We start from the raw sequence: 20,081 nt of genomic DNA, 5'->3' as shown, positions 1-20,081 counted from the left end.
AAATAATGGAATATGATATAGAAAGGAAAGGTATATTTAGAGTTAAACATATAGGGCATAGTTTTACTTGGACGGGTGGGGATAGTCATTCTTATACACTAGGACATGCGCTTGGAATCAATATTGGCTCAAAAGAAGCCTTCACTATCGGTCTTGACATGTCTTTCAAACTAGCAGCGGTTTTAGATATTTCTTTTGGTGTGAAAAGAGAGTTTACGCTTGTAAAAAAGTGGAAAAACGCTAGCTTTGTAGAGAGCACCTCTATAAAAGACAATAAATTGACAAAGGAGTATAGCCTTACTACAAAAGATAAAACAGAGACAATAGACGAAAATAAGTTATATATAGGATATAACGCTGTTAAGGATGTAAATGTGAACATTTTTGACAGAAAAAAAGCAGAAGAAAACAAAAATATTACAAAGCCAATAGGTCAGTTTTTAACAATTGATAAGAAGGTTAAGAGTCATATTTATATTAATGGTTCTGAAGAAAAAAATATTGGGGGTAATGAAAAAAAGGATATAGCTGGAGATATAATTTACACTTCCACACGAGGAGATATTCAATTGGAAGCGAACATAGACATAATTCAAAAAGCTAAAAATATTTTACTTTTAAAAGCAGATCAAGGATTATATACCTTATCAGAAGGAAATTCGATTGTTAAAAGTAAAAAAACACTCCAGTTAGAAGGGGGTAGTATATATATTAAAACACAAAATAAAGCTTTTTTCGTTTAATGAAATTCTATGAAAAAATGTCTAAAATTATTAAAAGACCAATTTCCGAAGTAAGCTCCTGTGGTATCAACGCAGCGGAAACTGAGCATTTTGATGAAGTAAAGGCTCAGATTAATAATAAGAGCAAGATCATGGCCAGGGTTTCCTGGCCAGTGGTCGAAAAAGGCACGGAGGAGATATTACGCCACCATAGTAAGGATTTCCGCTGCGTGTGTTATTACGCCGTTGCTGCCACCCACAACAGAGGCATAGAGGGATTATTCGATGGGTTAAACGCCATTTTGGATATGTGCCTGATCTATTGGGATAACGGCTTTCCAAAAGGAGGGAAAAAAGATGCCCGGTTAGCCGCGTTTGAATGGTATATCGAAAATATCTTACCTACCAAGGCCCTGATACTAGAAGAGAAAGACAAAGCGAAGCTAGAATTAGGCCGTTCGCTGGCGCTTGATATACATGAAGAATTGCTCAAGCACTATGGAAGAGCAGCGCCTGCTTTTGATTCATTGGTTGCGCTGTTTTCCCGCCGTATTGAAAATCTTGAGGCAAAACAGCGGGCGTCGCTGACACTGTTTAATCAGGCTGAACCGCCTCCCCCCCAGCCTTTGGTTGCGCCTGCTTCGTCCGAGCCTGAAGCCGCGCTTTCCCAAAAACCCAGCAGCAAAAAGGCAAATACGCCTTTGCTACTGATGATCGCACTGACCTTTTTTGCGGCGTTTTTCTACATTATCTATCAAGAAAAACAATTGGAGAGGCTAAAAGAAAACATCAAAGACTATTCCATTGAACGCGTACTGAGCGTGATCAGACATGCGGATACGCCGACAGAACTCACCGCTATACAACAGCCCTTGTATGAAAGGCTCGCGGCGATTGTCAACACCTATGGCCACGAGCCGTTTTCTGTTGATAAAAGCCATAAAGTGCTGGCATCCATCAAGGCGTTTAAGCGGCTTTACCCTGAATCGAACAAAGCCGAAGTGTTAGAAAAGGCGTTTGTTTCTAAACATGCTGGTTTAGTCAGCGAGTGGGCGGCCTTAAACGAGGGCTTCAAGAAAGCCAGAACCCTGTTCGCGAACCTGAAAGAAGCAGGAGGTGAAGAAGCAGGCATCATAAAATCCTATCAATACAGCAACACCCTGTTTCCATTGATGGGCAGAATTAACTTCGCCGAGAGCGAGCAATCATTGGAAGCGCTGGATAGAGCGCAATACATCCTCAACAGCTATCAGTATAAGATTAACCAACTTCGTGAGAACTTCGAACAATGACGTTTGAGTCCGTGTCTTGGTTAAAATCCGAGGAAATAGAACGACTATTCCTCACGAAATTCGCCTCGAGTTGAACGTATTATGACCTCTGAATGCGAACATCTTCCGGTTGTTTGGGTATATGCCGCCGCCATGTCATGACCAAACGCTATTTATCTGACCAGACGGCAAATTCGTTGCCGCTTGGTTCAACGAAATGAAAACGTCTCCCACCAGGGAAGTCGAAGATGGCTTGCACAATTTTGCCGCCAGTTTGGCGAACGTTGATTTCAGTTTGTTCAAGCGATTCGCTGTAGAAAACGATCAGTGCGGCACCTTTGCTGGGTTCTGAGTGCATGTCTGCGCGGTAAAAGCCGCCATCAAGACCTTCATCGGAAAAGGCGGTGTAATCTGGGCCATAGTCGGTGAATGTCCAGCCAAAGGCTTCAGAGAAAAAGGATTTGGTCGCGATTAAATCGCGTGCTGGAAACTCAACGTAATTGATCTTGCCGTGTTGATGCATGGGTGCACTCCGGTGATATGGCCAATGCGGTACGTTCAACTGCCCAAACTGACAACCGCATTGCCTCTGCTAATTGACGGAATCTATCTTAATGGAACGCGCGCTATTTCATTGAGATCAAAGGCGCTTTCTAAAAAATACACCTCTGAAAAATGTGGGTAAACGTTCATCACGTGAAATCAATCGAAGCTGTCCGTGATACAGCTGCAAGTTGCAGTCGGAACTGGGAATGAAGGTAAAGAAAACCGGCAACATAACAATATTCTAGCAACACATTGACGCAAAAATGCCCGTCAGAAACTCGCTTACGTGTCTGTTTAACGGGCATTCTCACTTTTGTCTCATCGTTCCTCACTGAAAGACGGGCTAGGTGACTGACGTTTGTGAGGCGTGTTTCTTGCGGTAGGCAAGGGGGCTTAATCCGTTAATTCTTCGAAAATGGCGGCTGAAATTCGCGAGGTTGTGAAAGCCAACAGTTTGGCTGATGTCGGCGATGGTATCGCTGGTATCACTTAACAACACACAGGCGCGTTGGATACGCACACGGTTTACAAAATCCGTGAATCGATGACCGGATGACTGATGAAAAAACCGTGAGAAATAGGATTCGGTCATGCCGAGCTTGTCAGCTAAGGTTTTGAGGCGTATCGGCTGTTGGTAGTTTTGCATCACGTAGTCGACGACTTCGTTTATTCTGCTTTGTACTGTGCCCGGTTCTTTGACTTCTGAGGCTGGCATATTGGAAAGCAAACGGGTGTTGCGCTTGCTGAGGTAGTCAATAAAAGAGAGGAAATGAACCAGTCTGGTCACTCCTTCGCTTTCCCTGACTTTTTGGAAGCATTCGACGGCATTGTCGAAAGGCACATCGAGGAATTCTATCCCCATTTTTGCTTGTTCTAATAAGCGGCCAAACTGAGCGAGCTCAGGAAAGGACTTGGCCGCTGTATAAAAAAGGTCAGGTTTAAACAAAATCACCATATCGCGTAGCTCATGGGTTTCACCGGGTTGCAGCGTGCTCTCCCAATTGTGAGGGAGCCAAGGGCCAACAAGGGTAAGTTGGCCGGGGGAAAATGGCCCTAAGTGGTTACCTATCATGGCTTTACCATTTGTTTTCACGATCAGGTGGAGTTCATACTGTTCATGCACATGCCAGTGAATACTATGATGAGGCACACCGTGCTCTTTGTAATACACGGACTCGTCGTTGATTTGGATAAATTCCCATACGGGATCTTTGGTGTTCGGCTCTGCCATTAAGTGCTCCTCTTGAAGGGGGCTATACCTGATAGGTTTTTAACCATATGTTGGTGCTAGTGCCGTAAACAACGCCGTGAATTTAGTGTGTTTCTCAGCGTATAGTTGATGCCTTTTGGCATTGGGTGTGAACGTTCTTTCTATTGCGGGAGAGGGGCACACCGTGTCAATAGAGTGCGTGGTGTGGCTCAAAATCGCAAGTCGCGCCGCCCCCAATGCTGGCCCCGTTTCTGCGCCGTCGTATTTGTGAATAACAAGATTCAACACGTCTGCGAGCATTTGTAGCCAGTAATCGTTTTTCACGCCGCCACCGATTGCCCCCAATGAGGATAAATGTGTGTTGGCATTTTCAAGCGCGAGTAAGCAGTCTCTAAAGCTGAATGCAATCCCTTCTAGTATTGCTTGTGTCATGTGATTACGCGATGTGTGCGCTGTTAATCCTTCAAAACTGCCTGTTGCAAACGGGTTGTTGTGCGGGGTGCGCTCGCCATTGAGATAGGGCATGAAAAACACAGGACGATGCAGATCATCTGCGGCTTCTGCTTCGCCAAGCAATTGCTCGATGGACAGGGACGTGATGGACGAGAACCATAGCAACGGACTCGCGCCATTGAGTAAACACGCCATATGGCACCAACGATCAGGCAAAGCATGCGCAAAAGCATGAATGTAGCCTTGAGGGTTCGCACTGTGCTGCGCTTTGGCGACAAAAATTTGCCCCGATGTACCAAGAGAAAGAAAGGCATCGCCTTCATTGACCGCGCCAATACCAATGCCGCCCGCAGAAGCATCACCCGCACCGCCTGCAACAATGACGTCGGTAGACAGCATCAAGCGCTTGGCTATGTCAGGCAGCAGTGAGCCACTGATTTGGTTGCCTTCGATGAGGGTTGGCATGTGGTCACGCGTGAGGTGGCAAGCGCTGAGCAGGTCATCATCCCAATCGCGTGCTGCTTCATTTAGCCACAAGGTGCCTGCGGCATCGCTGACATCGGTGCAACACGCTCCTGTGAGCATTAAGCGTACGTAATCTTTGGGCAAAATAACTTTATCAATTCGCGCAAAGATATCCGGCTCGTTGTCATGCAGCCACAGTAGTTTTGGGGCAGTAAAGCCTGGCATGGCTGGCACCCCCGCGCTGTAGCCAATGTCGGGGCATAAACGGTTGAGATCAGCGCTTTCTTTGTGGGCACGTCCGTCGTTCCATAGAATGGCGGGGTAAACCGGCTCTTGGTTGCTATCAAGGCAAACAGCCCCGTGCATTTGACCGGATAACCCTATGGCAGCGACATGTTGCCATAGGGTTTCATTGCGCTCACGGAGTGCGTCGAAACAGGTGAGCGTACTGTGCCACCAAATAGAGGGGGTTTGCTCGTTCCACAATGCCTGGGGGGAGTCAGTGCCGTAAGACACCGAGCGACTGTCCAGCACTGTGCCATCGCCGCTCACCAGTAACACTTTGACGGCAGAAGTCCCGATATCAATACCTAGATAGGTATTCATGGGTTAACTCATCACATTGCCGCCATCGACGTTATACGTCTGGGCGGTAATGTAGTCAGAAAGGGGGGAGGCAAGGAAAAGCGCCATGCCCGCGATGTCATTAGGAACACCCATACGACCTAATGGCACTTCTTCGCCAACCAATTTTTTCTTCTCGCCAAGTTGGCGGTTTTCATATTTGGCAAACAAGGCATCGACACTGTCCCACATTGGTGTATCCACGACGCCGGGGGAAATCCCGTTAACTGTGATGCCATGTTCTGCCAGTGCGAGTGCGGCAGATTGGGTATAGCTGATCACTGCGGCTTTTGTGGCGCAATAATGCGCGACCAATGCTTCTCCACGACGCCCCGCTTGTGACGCCATATTGATGATTTTTCCGCCTTTACCTATTTCAATCATGGCCTTCGCGACATCTTGCATCAAAAAGAACATGGCTTTGACGTTCACGGAAAACGCGAGATCAAATTCTTCCTCAGAGGCATCCAATATCGGCGCCATGTTAAAAATAGCGGCGTTGTTGAACAGCACATCAATGCTGCCGAACTGGGTCAGAGTAGAGGACACCAAACGTCTGCGTGTGTCAGGATCCGTGATGTCTCCATGTTGGTATGTCACTTTATCGCCAAACTCATCAATAAGGGCGGACACGCCAACCGACGGCTCAATAGGAAGGTCAGCAATCACACATTTTGCGCCGCTGGCGAGATAGGCATAGGCGACGGCAAGCCCAATGCCACCATTCGCGCCCGTCAGCAATGCGACTTTGCCTTGCAATGTAGGTTTGCCATGAAGTTCTAGTGACATTGTCATCTGTAACGCTCCTGATATGCGCCCATCGTGATGGCGATTTGCCTTTTAAGGGACTCGCCAAATTCTGGATATTGTTTATTGAGACCTTGCCAGATATCAGGGTCATGGAGAAAAGCGCCAACAGGATCTTGTTGGTGCATCCACGTTTCGGCGGTTGATAGATAGGGGTCTTTGTAGTTAAACGCGATACGACCCCTGACTTTGAGGGATAAAAAACAGTACCAATGCGCAATCAATATGATTGCCGATATCGGGAAGTGTCCACGGCCGAGGCTTAGCTTGAGCGTGGGCAAAATAAACTGCGGAAACTTGCTGATACTGTCCATCGCGATACGCTCAATGGAATCCGCGATATACCCATTGCTGAAACGAGAGATAATAATTTGTCGGTAGGCCTCTAAATCGAACGGGCGATCATCTATCGTCGGGATAACGTCTTTTTGATGGTAGGCCTTTAGCCACCCATTGAGTTCGTCATCATGAATATTTTGGTCGAACGTCTGGTAACCTCGCAGCGCCCCAACGTAAGACAGCATAAAATGCCCGCCGTTTAGGATTCGGATTTTGGCTTCTTCAAAGGCATGAACGTTCTTCGTGAAAGTCACTCCCACGGCATCGAGCGCAGGGAAAGCGTTCGCCAATTTGTGTTCAATGACCCACTGCTCGAAATCCTCTCCTAGAATAGGGCATGCATCCTCTTCGCCGCGTTGTTGTTGGATCTCGTGAGACAAGCTTGCTGGCGGCACAGGGGTGATCCTGTCAACCATGGAGCACGGGAAGGTGACATTGACATTCATCCACTGTTTGAGGTCTGAGAGTTGCGCTGCTTCGGCAAATTGACCGAATGCCTTTGCGAGGCGATGACCATTGTCACGCAGGTTATCGCAGGTCGCGACGGTGATTGCACCGTTGGCCATGCTCTGGCGTGCTAGCAGCGCCAATGCAAGGAAACCAAACAAGGTTTTTGGTTGACCGCGTTGTTGTTTTATTACCGTGATATCGTTTGCCACCTCTGGGTGTGACAGGTTGACGTCGTCGGTGTCGGTAAGGTAGTACCCGCCTTCCGTCACGGTGATCGTTAACGCTTTTACATTGTCGTCGTTGAAGATACGCCCAATCACTGAAGGGTCTGCAGACGCGTCTTCCACACGGTCAATACTGCTAATTTTGATGTATTCGGCATCCCCATTCGGGGCAATGCGTTTGAAGTGATACTGACCATTTTGAGCCTGCAACGCATCTGGAATAGCCCGCGTCTCTTCACGTAAATTCACGTCTGTGTAATACCAACGCTCGCTTTCTGGCAGCGTGTCGTTGAGCAACTGAAGGTAATAAGCTTGATGGCCTCGGTGAAACGCACCAATGCCAAAGTGAACCAGACGCTTGTGGTCAGACATGGCTCACCTCGCCGTAAATATTGGACGCTTGTTCTGCGTTGTCGAACAAATACACGCGCTGCGTATCTAGCTTCACGCCGACGGTTTCTCGTAATTCTGGAGTGTATTTAGGAGCGGCCCGCACAACGACAGTGTTCCCACTGAGGGTGCGGATATACGTGAGGGTTTCACTGCCCAATTGTTCGATCACCTCCACATCGCCGCTCAAATCGCCATCTTCAGGGTCACAGAAAGAGAGGGATTCCGGGCGGAAACCGATAGACGCCGAGGCGGTTGCACGCTCATCAAACATCGCGGCTGGCAGCGCTGTGCATGCATCTTCATTGAAGGTGATTTCCAAATGCTCGCCGGATGTAGCCACGCTGTTCACGGGCAGCACGTTCATTTTTGGTGTACCGATAAAGGTGGCGACAAATTGATTTGCAGGCTGGTGGTAGAGCTCGAGCGGTGTGCCGATTTGTGCCACTTCACCTTGGCTCATGATGACGACCTTGTCTGCCAGCGTCATGGCTTCGATTTGGTCATGAGTGACATAAATCATCGTACTTTCAAGTTCTTGGTGCAGACGTGAAAGCTCGATACGCATTTCCACGCGCAGTGCGGCATCAAGGTTTGAGAGGGGCTCATCAAACAGGAACACTTTCGGGTTACGCACAATCGCACGACCGATGGCAACACGCTGGCGTTGACCGCCTGATAAGGCTTTTGGCTTACGATCTAAAAGCGCATCCAGCTTGAGTGCTTTCGATACCTTGGTGACCTTTTGTTCAATTTCGTCTTGTGGGCGTTTCGCCAATTTGAGGGCGAAAGACATGTTGTCTTTCACCGACATGTGGGGGTAAAGCGCATAGCTTTGGAACACCATTGCCACGTCGCGTTTTGATGGGTGAGTTTCAATGATGGACTCACCGTCCAATTGAATGTCGCCTTCAGAAGACGACTCTAAGCCTGCAATCGTGCGAAGTAAGGTCGATTTGCCACAACCTGACGGGCCAACAAAAACGACGAATTCGCCTTTTTTAATCTCAAAATCAATGTCCTTGAGCGCAAGAACGTCACCGTACTTCTTATATAAATGTTTGACTTGTAAGTAGCTCATTTAACAGCCCCAAAGGTTAATCCCTGAACCAGTTGTTTCTGACAGAACCAACCAAGAATGATGATAGGCGCACACGCCAGCGTGGATGCGGCTGACAGTTTTGCCCAGAACAAGCCTTCCGGACTTGAGTAAGTTGAAATCATCGTCGCGAGCGTGCCCGCATTGGCAGAGGTCAGGTTGATTGACCAAAATGCTTCATTCCAGCTCAGTACAATCGAGAGCAGCGCGGTGGATGCGATGCCACCGAGAGATAACGGGATCAGCACGTGTCGGATTTCCCCTAACGTGTCAGCGCCATCAAGACGCACAGCTTCTAGGATGTCACGCGGGATATCTTTGAAGTAAGAGAACAGCATCCACACCACAATCGGCAGATTGATCAGCGTGTAAATGATGGTCAGCGCAAACGTGGTATCGAGTAACCCCGTCTTTTGGCAAAGCACATAGATGGGCACCAACACCCCAACCGCAGGCAGCATTTTGGTGGACAGCATCCACAGCAGCATATCTTTCGTGCGTTTCGCGGGGTAAAACGCCATGGAGTAGGCCGCAGGAATCGCAATGATCAGCGCCAATATGGTTGAGCCAAACGCGGTGATCACAGAGTTTGTCGCAAACTTCAGGTAATCACTGCGCTCTTGCACAATGCCGAAGTTCTCCACGGTTGGTTCGAAGATAAAGCTTGGCGGCACTGAAATCGCCTGTTGTTCTGTTTTGAACGCGGTGATCAGCATCATCAAAATGGGAAAGAACACAATCAGTGCAATGGCCCAGCAAATGATGGGGCGCAACCAGCCAGTTTGATCGATAAGTGAAACGTCTTTAGCCATGATGCCTCCCTATGCCACTAAGTTTTTGCCGATCGCACGTATCAAAAAGAACGCGACGATATTGGCGAGAATGACGGCTATTAAGCCACCGGCGGAAGCCACACCCACATCGAATTGCATTAACGCTTGCGCAAAGATGAGGAAAGCCAAGTTGGTCGATTCGTAGCCCGGGCCACCGCCCGTGGTCACAAAAATTTCTGCAAAGATGGACAGCATGAAGATGGTCTCAATCATCATCACCACCGCAATAGGGCGCGCCAAATGGGGCAGGGTGAGATAACGGAACACTTGCCATCCGGTTGCGCCATCCAGCAGCGCGGCTTCTTTTTGTTCGTGGTCCATCGATTGCAATGACGTGATGAATATCAGTAAGGCAAAGGGCATCCATTGCCAACTCACCATGGTAATGATCGAGCCAAGCGGGAAAGCCGTGAGCCAATCTATGGGCTCTAACCCCACGCTTTCCCAAAGCGCCGCCAGTACGCCATAAACGGGGTGCATCATCATGTTTTTCCAGATTAAGGCGTTAACCGTCGGCATGATGAAAAAAGGGGAAATCAGCAAAACGCGTGCGATGCCGCGGCCAAAAAATGGCTTGTCTAATGCGATAGCAATCAGCAATGCACCAATCACAGTGACAACCAACACCATCCCGACGAGGGTCAGTGTGTTAATCAATGCGGGCCAAAATGCGTCGTCGGTGTAGAAGAACTCAAAGTTCATCGACCCGATAAAATCATTCTCTCCGGGATACAGCAGGTTATATCTGATGGTTGAAAAATAGATCGTCATGGAGAGAGGAACGATCATCCAGAGCAGCAAGCTGACAAAGGAGGGAGCAACCAACAGTCGAGGCAACCATTTTTGCATGAGCGACTACCAAATAACGGAAGATAAGAAGCCGGACAGCGCACTGCCCGGCAAGAGGGATTTACTTGTAGTAGCCTGATTTACGCATTTCACGGTCGGCGGACTTGTTTGCACTTTGCAGTGCTTTTTCTACCGTTGTTTTGCCCGCCAGTGCAGAGGAAAGCTGCTGTCCTGTGGCAATACCAATGGCTTGGAACTCAGGGATGGCAGCAAACTGAACGCCAATGTAAGGGCTTGGGTTCTGCGTGCTGTTGCTTGGATCGGCAGAGTTAATGGCGGCAAGTTCTGCTTCTGCAAAGGATGCTGCATCAAGGAACGCTTGTGTTTCGTAGGTAGATTGACGAGTACCTGTCGGTACGCTTGCCCAACCGTTATTTTCGGCAACCAGTTGGATGTACTCTTTTGACGTTGCCCATTTCACGAACTTCTCAGCCGCTTCTGCATTTTTCGTTGCAGATGGAACAGCGAGAGCCCATGCCCAAAGCCAGTTTGCACCGCGGTCAGTGACGGCCACTGGTGACTGTGCGAACGCCACTTTGTCGTGAACTTTGCTTTGTTTAGGGTCTGTGATGAAGGATGCGGCGATCGTTGCATCAATCCACATGCCACATTTGCCTTCGTTAAACAGAGCGAGAATTTCATTGAAGCTGTTTGAGCTTGAACCTGGAGGACCGTAGCTGCTGAGAAGGTCAACATAGAAGCTAACAGCGTGGCTCCACTCCGGTGAGTTCAGCTGTGGTTTCCAATCTGCGTCAAACCATTGCGCGCCAAACGAGTTAGCCATGGTGGTCACGAACGCCGTGTTGTCACCCCAACCTGGCTTACCGCGTAAACAAATGCCGTAAACGCCGTTATCTGGATCATGAATGGCCGCTGCAACATCGCGAATGTGGCCCCATGTGGCGCGATCTGGCACTGTCATGCCGGCTTTGTCTACAAGGTCTTTGCGGTACATGACCATGGAGCTTTCACCGTAAAAAGGTACCGCGAAAAGTTTGCCGTCCACGGATAAACCCGCACGCATTGCTGGCAGCAAATCGTCCGCATCATACGCCGCGTCGGTTTTGATTTCGTTCAACCAACCTTTTTGGCCCCAAATGGGGGTTTCATACATACCAATCGTCATGACATCGAATTGTCCGCCTTTGGTGGCGATGTCAGTGGTTACACGTTGGCGAAGAACTCCTTCCTCTAGGGTCACCCAATTGAGTTTGATGTCAGGGTTTTGCTTTTCAAATACTTCGCTAAACTTCTGCATTTCGATCATGTGACCGTTGTTGACCGTGGCAATGGTCAATTCTGTCGCCGCATGGGCGGACATGGAGAGGGCGGTACAGCATGCAGCAAAGGCAGTTAACGTTTTCCTTGTAGACAGCATTTTTAGTTCCTCATGGTTAGAAGATGCTCATTAGGGGTAATTAACATCCGTGTAACAATGAAAGTACAAAAAAAGGCAAGAGTGAATAAAAGCAGTGTAGAAAAGTACTTTTCTTCATGAGGAATGATGATTTTCTTACTTCATGTGATGTGTGAAGTTTGTAAAATTAGGCGATATTTGGTGTGAGCTGCCTGCTTAAGAATACAGTGATTTTTTGGCTGAAAGCCCTTCTTACGTGTCGCTACGTTGGACAATCGCTTTTTCTCGTATGAAGAACGCTAGCCTGCAGCCAAAAACCATGGTCATCATTGAATTGCCACGATTCTGTCATGCCCCTGTCACCAAAAATCGAAAAAGTAGCGACCCTCAACGGAAGTTAATGGAGTAACCTCATGCGTACACAACGCTCTCTACTATTTTCATTGCTGGCGGTGTCTGTCAGCGTGGGTGTTCATGCTGCTGATGCGGCGTCGTTTCATCGTATAAGTGCATTTTCGACGGCAAACAATATTCCTCCTCATCTTGAGAAAACGCATGAAAGTTCTGCAGAAATCATTGCCGCAAGTGAAGATGGCAACACACTTGTGTATTCGGATAGCCCGCTCAAAGGCGTTGGGATTGTCGACATTACCAACCCGAAAAAACCGCAAGGTAAGGGTTTCATTACCTTTGACGGCGAACCGACATCCATCGATGTTGTGGGCAACACCTTTGTTACCGCTATCAACACCTCTGAAAGCTATACCCAACCGTCGGGCTACCTTGCCCAGCGTGACATAAACAGCACGCAATCACTCGCGACTTGTGATTTGGGCGGGCAGCCTGATTCCGTTGCCGTGGCAAAAGACGGCAGCTTTGTGGCCGTGGCGATCGAAAACGAGCGCGATGAAGACTTAAACGACGGTGTGTTGCCGCAATTCCCTGCGGGGCATTTGGCTTTAGTGCCATTGAAAAACGGTGTACTGGATTGTGGCAACGTAACGCGTGTGGCAATGACTGGGCTATCGGACATTGCACCGAACGATCCTGAGCCTGAGTTTGTTGACATAAACAGCCTCGGCGAAGTGGTGGTAACGCTGCAAGAGAACAACCATATCGTGTTGGTGGACGGCATAAAAGGCGAAGTGATTGCTGACTTCAGTGCAGGCGCAGTAGACCTCAAGAATGTGGATCTAGACGAAGAACGCGCACTGACATTCTCTGGTACTAAACTGGCGGTAAAACGCGAACCGGATGCGGTGAAATGGCTCGACGATCAACGCTTTGTTACCGCCAATGAAGGCGATTATGAAGGCGGATCTCGCGGCTTTACGATCTTCGACAAGCGCGGCAAGGTGTTGTTTGAATCTGGCCTTGATTTTGAATACCGCGTGGCATTGGCGGGGCATTACCCTGAAAAACGCTCCGGTAACAAAGGCGCAGAACCTGAAGGCTTGGAAGTGGCGACCTATAACGGTCAGCGCTATATCTTCGTGATGTCAGAACGAGGCTCTGTGGTGGGCGTTTATCGTGATACAGGTGCAGCACCAGAATTTGTTCAGCTGCTGCCATCGGGCATTTCACCAGAATCTGCGGCAGCGATGCCAAGCCGCGGTTTGCTCGCCACGGCGAACGAAAAAGATTTGATTGAAGATGGCGGCGCGCGTGCGCATGTCATGATGTATGAAATCAGCAATGAAGCTCCTGCTTATCCGCAGATTGAATCTGTGATGGTAGACGGCAAGCCTATCGGCTGGGGCGCGTTGTCGGGTTTGGTGGCAGATCCAAACCATGCAAATAATGCAAACACGCTTTATGCGGTGAACGACAGTTTCTACAAAGCGCAGCCTTCAATCTTTGTGATTGATGCAGCGTCGACGCCAGCAAAAATCACCAAACGTATCCCTGTCATGAACAACGGTAAACCTGCTAAAAAGCTCGATCTTGAAGGCATCACAACTGATGGAAAAGGCGGCTTTTGGCTCGCCTCTGAAGGGCGCACTGACAAAGGTATCGCCCATGCGCTTTACCGCACTGATGCAAACGGTAACATCGTTGAAACGGTGAGTTTCCCTGCTGAGTTAATGGCCGTTGAAAAACGCTATGGCGCGGAAGGCATTACCCGTGTTGGCGATAATCTCTGGATTGCGATTCAACGTGCCTGGAAAGATGACCCAGAAAACACCGTGAAACTGGTGCAATACAACACCAAAACAGGAGAGTGGGGCGCAGTGCGTTACCCTACCGATGCAGCTGCGACGGGCTGGGTGGGCTTATCTGAAATCACCGCTCATGAAGGCGCGCTTTACATCATCGAACGCGATAACCAAATTGGCGAGGCGGCGAAAGTGAAACAGCTTACCCGTGTAATCTTGGCAGATGCACAACCCGCGCCGCTTGGTGGTGAATTGCCAACGGTACGCAAGGAAGTGGTTTACGACTTCTTGCCGGATCTGAAAGCGCAAGGCGGTTACGTTACCGATAAGATTGAAGGCTTTGCCATCACGAAAGACGGTCGCGCATTTGCTGTGACGGACAATGACGGTGTGGATGACAGCAGCGGCGAGACCTTTTTCTTTGCCCTTAAGAAAGAGGGCAAGGTGCTAGATTTCGCCTCAATGCGCCCTTAACCCTTATTCACTCGCCACGCATGTCGTGTGTGGCGAGATAAAAATTTGTCTGTTCGTTTTTCATGTCTGGGACAGACAAAAAACGCCAGCGTTAGCTGGCGTTTCCCTTTTTGACCTACCCATAATGTCACTTTATGCAGGCTGGATTTATGGCGAAATCGGCGTGAATTGACTCATTAATCGCCATGACGATGACGCATAATTTGTGGTGAGGGCAGAGCCTTGATTCACCCAGTAATGCTCGCGATTGAACATCGCAGTTGGGTGATATTTCGGGAGGGTAGAGGCCAATGGGTACTGTCGACCAAAACCGCTTTTTTGGGTAGCCTCCAGCACATATTCTTTGCCCTTATAAAACATGACGACCCATGCGTGACCGCCCCCATCGTAATCCCCAATGACGACGCGCGCGTCATACCCCAATTCAATCAGCCAATCTGCCAATAAAATCGCGTGATCCTCACAATCACCCGAAGGGTAGAAATACGACTGCTTGCTTGATTGCCAGACTTCCATGTTCCCCTTGTATTGCTCGTGGTCATACTGATATTTCTTTTTACGGGCAATGGTCAACATGGGAATGAGCGGGTTATCTACCTTGAAAGGCAGGTAGCCTTCGAGGTAACTGTGCGTCAGGTGAAAGTCGCCGTTGATGTCCGGTGCAAGCGACGTGAATTCACCGATTCCCCGTTCACTGAAGCTGTAAATCGCGTACTTTCCTTTGAGTTCATTTTTCCATTTCTGAATTTGATATTGGGTGATGTACCGATTGTTCGGGATGACCTTTAGCTCGCCTCTACCACCCGAAAACGCCACCTCTTTCTCGGTTAACGTGTTCTGCGATTTCGCCATTAACTGCTTGGTTTCATCACTGATCGCATCTTTCTTCTCTTGCAGAAACCCAGAGAGAATAATCAGTCCGGCGACGAGGGGAAGCACTTTCACCATACCCATGGTTTAAGAGCGAAACCCGAAAGCCACAATCACGGCGACAAAGATCAAAATGGTGGAGGCGAAAATGGCGACAGCCACATTGCCTTTTTTCATTTCCTCTTCGATATTCACGCTTTTTAGCAGCTTTTTGTCGACCCACAGCAAGGCGTAAACGCCAACGAGCAGAGAAATGATGGTGTAAATCAGGTTGATGGAAAGGTTAAGTACAGAGGCGATGAAAAATTCGCTACCCATGTTGTGATGCTCCTTGCGACATGTCGTTGTTCTGTTCTAAATGACGTTGCACAACGTTCCTCGTTGTGTCGCCAATATAAGAGTCGGTAATCAAGTTGTTGGGCATCAAGCGTAACGGTTTCGACGTGGAGAGACGAATTTCACCGTCGAGCTTGAGAATAGCGTCAAATCGTCAAGGGTAGGGATGGGCAAAATTGTGAATACCGTCTTTGATTCAATCGCATCGCATCGCATGGAATGGTTTGGAATGGAATGGTTTGGTGGCGACGTGTTGGGATAGTATCAGTGCTTGGGTATTAACAGTCGTAGACGTAGTACCAAAGCTCGAGGTGATTGCCATTCACCACCGTGCCGTTTCTTTCTTTGTGACTAAACACAAACCCCGCTTTTTCGAGCACACGCTGAGAGGCGTGATTCTCTTTGGTGACTTTGGCAAGCACATAAGGCGTAGCCAGTTGATGTCTGCTGATATCAAGCAGTGCCGCCACGGCCTGTGTTGCGATACCTTTGCCAACATGCGCTTTGCAAACGCGATAGCCGATTTCGACAAAATCGGGACAGATCGTATGAATGTTCGCACGCGCAACAATCGCTGTGCCCTGATAAACCACATACATTAAATGCGACTCGTCGCCTTGGGTCTGTACGAGCTTTTGCGTTGCTGACGCGAGCCCAACACGGTCGAAATAGCGTGTTGGCCGTGGGGGAATATGTTGTTCAAACCACCTTTTATTGCGGCGTTCAAAATCCAATAACGCATCGCAATCTTTCATGGAAAGGGGCGAAAGGGTGATGGGGTGCATCTGACGATTCCGTTGTACGTTTGAAGACGTGCTTTTTACATTGTAAATCACGCGGTATAAGACGATCGAGCGCCTCTAGGCTCATTCATCTTTGACGACGTGCCGCTTCAAGAAATGTGTGCTTAGAGGCGTGTTTTTCACCTCAAACACCATGGTTGTTGCGCTAGAAAAACCGATGATGGGCTTGAGAAACGCAAAGTGTTCAACCTTGGTGGCGATGAACCCTTTGGACTCATACAATTTTTTTGCGCGTGGATTACTGTCGATCACATCAAGGCGCACGGTGTCGAAACCCTTGTCAGCGGCGTGCTGAATAATGGCATCAAGCAGAGCGGATCCCGCGCCGAACCCACGATAATTCGCATTCACCGCGATGCCATCCATCACCAATTCTTTTGGTTTTGCTTTACGTTCAAACAGGCTGAGAATGAGGCACGCCCATAACCCGCGAAGCATTCCTAGAAGACGAATCAAGCCATCGGCATCCATACCGCCTGTTAGCGACCCTTCTGGTGTTTGAAAACCAGCAATACCAATGATGCGATCGTCACGACGTACCACATACGAAAAGTCGGGTTGAAAGCTCTCTGTCAGCATCTCCATGCGTTTCGTTTTGTCTGAAATGGCAACGGCGAATTTTGTACCAAACGCTTCTTCATACAAAACGGCGATGTCATTGGCTTCGGACGGATACCAACCATGCTCGGTAGCTATTTTTGTATCGAGTTTGTTCACATGCGTTCCTTGGCTACTGGTTTTTTCGCAAAGGCGAGATTGTTGATAGTGATGCCACCAAATTATCACGAATGTTCAAAAATGACAGACCGCTGCCAACCTTACAAAAATGTATAGTTCAGGAAAGCTCCTCGCAAGATGACTTGAGTAAAGTGAACACATCGACAGGGACATCACCTTGTCTGGTTAATACCAATAACGAGGAAACCACCATGAAAAAGTCATCTGTGTTTAAGCCTGCTGCAATGTCCACCCTACTTGGTATGAGCGCCTTGATGGTGATGGGAACTGCCTATGCCCATGACGACGCGCCAAAATCCATGACGGAAGATTCTGTCACGCTGCTACAAGCGATTGAGTTGGCAAAAACCAACACAGGCGGCATTCCTATGGAAGCCGAGCGTGATGTCGAAATGGGTCAAGCTTTCTATGAGATTGAACTGGCCGGTAAAAATGGCGAATCCTACTACACAGTGATCAACAGCAGTACTGGCGAAGTGATTTTGAACAGTAATAACCGCCGCAAGCATGGTGATGATCACCACGACAGCGACGACCAGCTTGAAAATGCGCTCTGGTTATCTGGGCTGAATAGCGGCCAATATCAATCGCTAGAAGACGTGGTCAAGCAAGCGGAAGCCGAGCTAAGTGGCAAAGCGTATAGCGTTGAAATTGACGAACACCGCGGCAACTACGTGTATGAAGTGAAACTGGTGACAGCGAACGGTCGCACGGTAGAAACTGAAATTAATGCAATGACGGTGGCGAAGTAATCATCGGTTATTTGAGTAAAGACTGACTATTCAAGTTAATAAAATGGGGTGTTATTTCCAACACCCCGCTAAGGAAAATGCCATGAGTGAATCAACTATGTATTCGAATATGTGGAAACGTGCAAAAAACCTATCTAAAAACGTGCGTGAAAATGGATTGCAAGCTTTAGGCGGTGTTGTTGCTTTCTCTCTGTTTTTTATGATGGGACTGGTTACACTAGGTGCATGTTTATTTGCAGGTATTGCCGCCATTATTATGATGAAGTGGCAACAGCGCAAAGCCGCGCAAAATGATGTCGCGAACCCGACTGACGAAAGCGCACCAAATGATCCAATTGTTGCGGCGTAAGCCGCAGCGTTTTTCTAGAAGAGAGAACCGACATGCGCGTGTTACTGGTTGAAGACGATGTCAGTCTGAGCAGTTTTGTGGAAAAAGGCCTGCGAGAAGCGGGCCATCAGGTCGAGATTGCCGACGACGGCAAGTACGCGTTGACACTTTGCATGACGGAACAATTTGATGTGGCGATCGTTGATCGCATGCTGCCTGGCCTTGATGGCTTGTCGTTAGTGAAGGCGCTAAGAGCCGCGCAAATTGGTACACCTATTTTGTTTCTTACCTCCCTCGGCGGTGTCGATGATCGCGTGGAAGGGTTAGAAGCGGGGGGCGATGACTATCTTACCAAGCCCTTTGCATTCTCTGAATTGATTGCCCGCGTGACGGCGCTTTCTCGCCGCGCTGTGCTGACCTCCACCGAAACGAAACCGGAATTGTCGTTTGGCGATTTGGTGTTGAATTTGTTTGAGCACACAGCAACACGACAAGGGCAACTCCTCGATTTACAGCCCAAGGAATTTCGTATTCTTGAGCTCTTTTTGCGTCACCCTGGCCGTGTGATTACACGTACTATGTTGCTTGAGCATGTGTGGGACATTCATTTCGATCCCCAAACCAGCGTGGTAGAAACGCACATCAGCCGCCTTCGAAACAAGGTAGAAAAGCCGTTCGGCGATTCCCTGATCCAAACTGTTCGTGGTGCAGGCTACAAACTTGAGCACCGCTCCAGTGAGGGCGCGAAATGAAGCAAATGTTGAGAGATGTATGGCTGCGCAATTTCTCGCTGCATCGCATGCTGAATCATCTTCCCACCAAATTGAAAAGCTCTGCCATTCAACAGGGCATCATGTTTGGCCTTGTGTCTGTGTTTAGTCTTGTCTTAATGGCGACCGTGACCATTCTTTACGTTGATTACGAACTGAGTAAGCAGAACCAAGAAATCGTCAAAGAGTCCAAGCAACTCGCGATTGGTGTTGAACATGATATCGATGAAGATCCCATCGAAGATGATGAGATTCTTGCCGTACTCACGTCGGGTTTTATTCTGGCCGGGGTCCTTGTTTCCATTTTCACCACTGCAATCGTTATCGGCATGAGCCGTTTGAGCCAGCAGCGTATTTCCCGTATTGAGCAGGTGTTAAGTGCCGCGGCGGAAGGGGATCTTTCTGCTCGAACCGGTGAAATCCACACTTATAACGATTTGGCGCGTATTTCCGTGTCTGTCGATGAAATGCTGTCTCGCCTTGAAGGGTCTGTGGCAGCCATGAGCGACATTTCCGCCAACATCGCTCATGAACTGAAAACCCCCATTACCCGCCTTCGTCATAACCTGCTGACGCTTCGTCAAGACGTAGACGATTCAGAAAACGGCATGGACGAAAACCAAATTGCTGAGCTTGATCAAGCGCTGGTGGACTCGCAACGGTTAGCGTCTATTTTTGATGCCTTGCTGCGCATCACTCAGATTGAGTCTGGCGCAAGACGCAGCCGATTCACTGACACTGATCTGACGCAAATCGTCGATACTGTGGCAGAGATTTATGTCGATGTTGCCGAAGATGCCGAGATGCAATTGGTGGTAAAAAAACCGTCGCAACCTTTGATGATTCAGGGCGACCGAGAGTTGCTGATTCAACAAGTGGCTAACTTGATTGAAAACGCACTGAGGTATTGCCCAGCGGGCAGCAAAATCAGATTAAGCTGTGGTTTGGATACCGAAAATAACGACGTGTGGCTGCGCGTGGAAGACAACGGCCCAGGCATTCCAGACAGTGAAATGGAGCGTGTGTTTGAGCGCTTATACCGCGTAGACAAAAGCCGTACTGATGGCGGCTTAGGGCTAGGGCTCTCTTTAGCAAAAGCTGTTGCAGGGCTGCACCATGGGACCATTCGCTTACACGACAGCCAACCTGGTTTAGGGGTGACCGTGTCCATGCCAGCGGCGTAGGTTCAGCAGTAAACACAGAAAAACGCCCCAA

Annotated in this window: 20 protein-coding genes; 7 read left to right on the top strand and 13 right to left on the bottom strand. The window is 48.7% G+C overall.

The window, feature by feature from the left end:
* Positions 1-5 precede the first annotated feature (5 nt).
* Both BM082_RS10255 and BM082_RS10250 read left to right on the top strand, forming a co-directional pair.
* A complete protein-coding gene (locus BM082_RS10255; RefSeq protein ID WP_017010884.1) occupies positions 6-743 on the top strand; it encodes a hypothetical protein in 738 nt (245 codons plus the stop codon).
* Positions 743-2,014, top strand: a complete 1,272-nt coding sequence (locus tag BM082_RS10250) for a type VI secretion system ImpA family N-terminal domain-containing protein (protein ID WP_244275988.1) — start codon at positions 743-745, stop codon at positions 2,012-2,014. Before BM082_RS10255 ends, BM082_RS10250 begins: the two co-directional genes overlap by 1 nt.
* Before the next feature lie 148 nt (positions 2,015-2,162).
* On the opposite strand, the gene BM082_RS10245 is transcribed toward BM082_RS10250, so the two are convergent.
* The 9 genes from BM082_RS10245 to BM082_RS10205 form a co-directional block, all read right to left on the bottom strand.
* On the bottom strand, positions 2,163-2,516 hold the full coding sequence (locus BM082_RS10245) for a VOC family protein (RefSeq protein ID WP_074926840.1): 354 nt from the start codon (positions 2,514-2,516) through the stop codon (positions 2,163-2,165).
* A 366-nt stretch (positions 2,517-2,882) separates the two neighbouring features.
* Complete coding sequence (locus BM082_RS10240) at positions 2,883-3,770, bottom strand: helix-turn-helix domain-containing protein (RefSeq protein ID WP_017015120.1); 888 nt, start codon at positions 3,768-3,770, stop codon at positions 2,883-2,885.
* A 39-nt stretch (positions 3,771-3,809) separates the two neighbouring features.
* Positions 3,810-5,273: a xylulokinase gene (gene xylB, locus BM082_RS10235; protein WP_074926839.1), complete on the bottom strand. Its 1,464-nt coding sequence runs from the start codon at positions 5,271-5,273 to the stop codon at positions 3,810-3,812.
* 3 nt (positions 5,274-5,276) lie between these two features.
* Positions 5,277-6,086, bottom strand: a complete 810-nt coding sequence (locus BM082_RS10230; protein WP_017016405.1) for an L-iditol 2-dehydrogenase — start codon at positions 6,084-6,086, stop codon at positions 5,277-5,279.
* Entirely contained in the window at positions 6,083-7,483 is a 1,401-nt protein-coding gene (locus tag BM082_RS10225; RefSeq protein ID WP_074926838.1) for a mannitol dehydrogenase family protein, read from the bottom strand. The genes BM082_RS10230 and BM082_RS10225 overlap by 4 nt, the downstream gene beginning before the upstream one ends.
* Positions 7,476-8,582 carry an ABC transporter ATP-binding protein gene (locus tag BM082_RS10220; protein ID WP_074926837.1) on the bottom strand — a complete coding sequence of 369 codons (1,107 nt, stop codon included), beginning with the start codon at positions 8,580-8,582 and terminating at the stop codon, positions 7,476-7,478. The genes BM082_RS10225 and BM082_RS10220 overlap by 8 nt, the downstream gene beginning before the upstream one ends.
* Positions 8,579-9,412 carry a carbohydrate ABC transporter permease gene (locus BM082_RS10215; RefSeq protein ID WP_017010892.1) on the bottom strand — a complete coding sequence of 278 codons (834 nt, stop codon included), beginning with the start codon at positions 9,410-9,412 and terminating at the stop codon, positions 8,579-8,581. The genes BM082_RS10220 and BM082_RS10215 overlap by 4 nt, the downstream gene beginning before the upstream one ends.
* Positions 9,413-9,421: 9 nt before the next feature.
* Complete coding sequence (locus BM082_RS10210; protein WP_017010893.1) at positions 9,422-10,282, bottom strand: carbohydrate ABC transporter permease; 861 nt, start codon at positions 10,280-10,282, stop codon at positions 9,422-9,424.
* Positions 10,283-10,343: 61 nt separating this feature from the next.
* On the bottom strand, positions 10,344-11,660 hold the full coding sequence (locus BM082_RS10205; protein WP_017015125.1) for an ABC transporter substrate-binding protein: 1,317 nt from the start codon (positions 11,658-11,660) through the stop codon (positions 10,344-10,346).
* A gap of 392 nt (positions 11,661-12,052) precedes the next feature.
* Between BM082_RS10205 and BM082_RS10200 the strand changes: the two genes are divergently transcribed.
* Positions 12,053-14,269: an esterase-like activity of phytase family protein gene (locus tag BM082_RS10200; RefSeq protein ID WP_017016407.1), complete on the top strand. Its 2,217-nt coding sequence runs from the start codon at positions 12,053-12,055 to the stop codon at positions 14,267-14,269.
* 147 nt (positions 14,270-14,416) lie between these two features.
* Here BM082_RS10200 and BM082_RS10195 read toward each other — a convergent pair whose 3' ends face one another.
* The 4 genes from BM082_RS10195 to BM082_RS10180 all read right to left on the bottom strand — a co-directional run bounded on the left by BM082_RS10195 (position 14,417) and on the right by BM082_RS10180 (position 16,995).
* Complete coding sequence (locus BM082_RS10195; RefSeq protein ID WP_017010896.1) at positions 14,417-15,223, bottom strand: transglutaminase-like domain-containing protein; 807 nt, start codon at positions 15,221-15,223, stop codon at positions 14,417-14,419.
* 3 nt (positions 15,224-15,226) lie between these two features.
* Positions 15,227-15,457: a DUF350 domain-containing protein gene (locus BM082_RS10190; protein WP_017010897.1), complete on the bottom strand. Its 231-nt coding sequence runs from the start codon at positions 15,455-15,457 to the stop codon at positions 15,227-15,229.
* Between the two features lie 296 nt (positions 15,458-15,753).
* Positions 15,754-16,260 carry a GNAT family N-acetyltransferase gene (locus tag BM082_RS10185; RefSeq protein ID WP_017016409.1) on the bottom strand — a complete coding sequence of 169 codons (507 nt, stop codon included), beginning with the start codon at positions 16,258-16,260 and terminating at the stop codon, positions 15,754-15,756.
* Positions 16,261-16,341: 81 nt separating this feature from the next.
* Complete coding sequence (locus BM082_RS10180) at positions 16,342-16,995, bottom strand: GNAT family N-acetyltransferase (RefSeq protein ID WP_017016410.1); 654 nt, start codon at positions 16,993-16,995, stop codon at positions 16,342-16,344.
* Positions 16,996-17,207: 212 nt separating this feature from the next.
* Here BM082_RS10180 and BM082_RS10175 point away from each other — a divergent pair, with 212 nt between their 5' ends.
* The 4 genes from BM082_RS10175 (at position 17,208) to BM082_RS10160 (ending at position 20,050) form a co-directional block, all read left to right on the top strand.
* Positions 17,208-17,768, top strand: a complete 561-nt coding sequence (locus tag BM082_RS10175; protein ID WP_017016411.1) for a PepSY domain-containing protein — start codon at positions 17,208-17,210, stop codon at positions 17,766-17,768.
* An 82-nt stretch (positions 17,769-17,850) separates the two neighbouring features.
* Positions 17,851-18,117, top strand: a complete 267-nt coding sequence (locus BM082_RS10170; RefSeq protein ID WP_017010901.1) for a hypothetical protein — start codon at positions 17,851-17,853, stop codon at positions 18,115-18,117.
* Between the two features lie 32 nt (positions 18,118-18,149).
* On the top strand, positions 18,150-18,848 hold the full coding sequence (locus BM082_RS10165; protein WP_017016412.1) for a response regulator transcription factor: 699 nt from the start codon (positions 18,150-18,152) through the stop codon (positions 18,846-18,848).
* Positions 18,845-20,050, top strand: a complete 1,206-nt coding sequence (locus BM082_RS10160; RefSeq protein WP_017016413.1) for a sensor histidine kinase — start codon at positions 18,845-18,847, stop codon at positions 20,048-20,050. Before BM082_RS10165 ends, BM082_RS10160 begins: the two co-directional genes overlap by 4 nt.
* Positions 20,051-20,081: the final 31 nt, after the last annotated feature.

Origin of the sequence: Enterovibrio norvegicus DSM 15893, from assembly GCF_900115495.1 — a bacterium.
GTDB lineage: Bacteria > Pseudomonadota > Gammaproteobacteria > Enterobacterales > Vibrionaceae > Enterovibrio > Enterovibrio norvegicus.
This window is presented reverse-complemented; position numbering and strand designations above follow the sequence as displayed.

Coding starts and splice junctions, on each gene's coding strand:
- BM082_RS10255 (WP_017010884.1), top strand. CDS start 6: ATGGAATATGATATAGAAAGGAAAGGTATATTTAGAGTTAAACATATA.
- BM082_RS10250 (WP_244275988.1), top strand. CDS start 743: ATGAAATTCTATGAAAAAATGTCTAAAATTATTAAAAGACCAATTTCC.
- BM082_RS10245 (WP_074926840.1), bottom strand. CDS start 2,516: ATGCATCAACACGGCAAGATCAATTACGTTGAGTTTCCAGCACGCGAT.
- BM082_RS10240 (WP_017015120.1), bottom strand. CDS start 3,770: ATGGCAGAGCCGAACACCAAAGATCCCGTATGGGAATTTATCCAAATC.
- xylB (WP_074926839.1), bottom strand. CDS start 5,273: ATGAATACCTATCTAGGTATTGATATCGGGACTTCTGCCGTCAAAGTG.
- BM082_RS10230 (WP_017016405.1), bottom strand. CDS start 6,086: ATGACAATGTCACTAGAACTTCATGGCAAACCTACATTGCAAGGCAAA.
- BM082_RS10225 (WP_074926838.1), bottom strand. CDS start 7,483: ATGTCTGACCACAAGCGTCTGGTTCACTTTGGCATTGGTGCGTTTCAC.
- BM082_RS10220 (WP_074926837.1), bottom strand. CDS start 8,582: ATGAGCTACTTACAAGTCAAACATTTATATAAGAAGTACGGTGACGTT.
- BM082_RS10215 (WP_017010892.1), bottom strand. CDS start 9,412: ATGGCTAAAGACGTTTCACTTATCGATCAAACTGGCTGGTTGCGCCCC.
- BM082_RS10210 (WP_017010893.1), bottom strand. CDS start 10,282: ATGCAAAAATGGTTGCCTCGACTGTTGGTTGCTCCCTCCTTTGTCAGC.
- BM082_RS10205 (WP_017015125.1), bottom strand. CDS start 11,660: ATGCTGTCTACAAGGAAAACGTTAACTGCCTTTGCTGCATGCTGTACC.
- BM082_RS10200 (WP_017016407.1), top strand. CDS start 12,053: ATGCGTACACAACGCTCTCTACTATTTTCATTGCTGGCGGTGTCTGTC.
- BM082_RS10195 (WP_017010896.1), bottom strand. CDS start 15,223: ATGGGTATGGTGAAAGTGCTTCCCCTCGTCGCCGGACTGATTATTCTC.
- BM082_RS10190 (WP_017010897.1), bottom strand. CDS start 15,457: ATGGGTAGCGAATTTTTCATCGCCTCTGTACTTAACCTTTCCATCAAC.
- BM082_RS10185 (WP_017016409.1), bottom strand. CDS start 16,260: ATGCACCCCATCACCCTTTCGCCCCTTTCCATGAAAGATTGCGATGCG.
- BM082_RS10175 (WP_017016411.1), top strand. CDS start 17,208: ATGAAAAAGTCATCTGTGTTTAAGCCTGCTGCAATGTCCACCCTACTT.
- BM082_RS10170 (WP_017010901.1), top strand. CDS start 17,851: ATGAGTGAATCAACTATGTATTCGAATATGTGGAAACGTGCAAAAAAC.
- BM082_RS10165 (WP_017016412.1), top strand. CDS start 18,150: ATGCGCGTGTTACTGGTTGAAGACGATGTCAGTCTGAGCAGTTTTGTG.
- BM082_RS10160 (WP_017016413.1), top strand. CDS start 18,845: ATGAAGCAAATGTTGAGAGATGTATGGCTGCGCAATTTCTCGCTGCAT.